General features: G+C 35.9%; 1 protein-coding gene and 1 pseudogene. Both read left to right on the top strand.

From position 1 onward, the window contains the following. Positions 1-183 precede the first annotated feature (183 nt). Positions 184-630 (top strand): hypothetical protein, encoded by a 447-nt coding sequence (locus AB5123_RS14415; protein WP_117865014.1) that lies wholly within the window; start codon positions 184-186, stop codon positions 628-630. Positions 631-818: 188 nt separating this feature from the next. After that, positions 819-1,075, top strand: a pseudogene (locus tag AB5123_RS14410) (hypothetical protein); the annotation flags it as partial.

Here is a 1,075-nt window from a genome sequence, read left to right as displayed (position 1 = left end):
AAATTTTACAATAAAATCACGCTTAAACTACCGCTCGCGCCGAATTAACGACCGTATTTCAGATATCTGTAGACGAATTGAATAAAAAGATTTATACTACCCCCGAAATGAAAAAACGGGGAGGGATATCAAATGTGGAGATACATCTGGCAGATCATTTTTAAGTAATAGGATGAGATAGTTATGGAAATAATTGAAAAGCAATATTTATCTGTTGAATCGCTGCTGTCATATAGGACAAGATCAACATACAGTAAACTTGATAAGTTGATCGAGCATATATTGGAAAGTCTGAAATTTCTTGAAATGGAACGGACAGGAAATATCATTTTTTCTCTGAAAGAAAATACCTATGGAACGGATGAAACAATACTTGACCTTGAATTTTTTGTTCCTGTCAGCAAGGAGTTTAAAAGCAACGAGTTTTATGTTTATAAGCCGCAGCTTATGCTTTTCAACGCAGTGAGAGCAAGACACTCCGGAACTTATGACACGTTAAAAAATTCACGTAAGAAAATGCAAACATATTTATCCCGGAAGTGTTATCAACCGATAACAGATTTTTACTATTACATTAATAACAGCAATTTAGTGGATATTTACGTAGGGATCAACGGTAATATTGTTTGATATTAGGCGGACAAATTTTTGTCCGCCGTTTCCTTTTTTACGACAAATTCTGAGTCAATATGACCGCTTACGCCGAATTTATGACCGTATTTCAGATATCCATAGACAAATGACATTGTTTGTGGTATTTTTTAACGGAGTTTGATCAACAAAATTCATATAATATTCGAGGATTTAAGGAGGAATTTATGGGCAGATTTTTTTCATTGGTTCAAATAAAGAATAACGGCAGCAGAGAACAGTTTTTAAAAGCATTTTGTGATGTAATGAAAAAACGTAGTTTTGTGCCATGCTCTGAGGAAGAATCAAGCGTAAGTTATATTCTTGCTTTTTCCGAAAGCGGCAAATGGGTAACGCTCACTTGCGAGGCGTACAGGGACGATACTAATCGGGTCAAGACCGACGCTAAACAGACGGCGACGGAAATGAAAACAAGCAGTTTCAG

Source organism: Ruminococcus sp. RTP21204st1_B2_RTP21204_210225 (assembly GCF_040914135.1).
In the GTDB taxonomy this organism is placed as follows: Bacteria; Bacillota; Clostridia; order Oscillospirales; family Ruminococcaceae; genus Hominimerdicola; species Hominimerdicola aceti.
This window is presented reverse-complemented; position numbering and strand designations above follow the sequence as displayed.

Coding starts and splice junctions, on each gene's coding strand:
- AB5123_RS14415 (WP_117865014.1), top strand. CDS start 184: ATGGAAATAATTGAAAAGCAATATTTATCTGTTGAATCGCTGCTGTCA.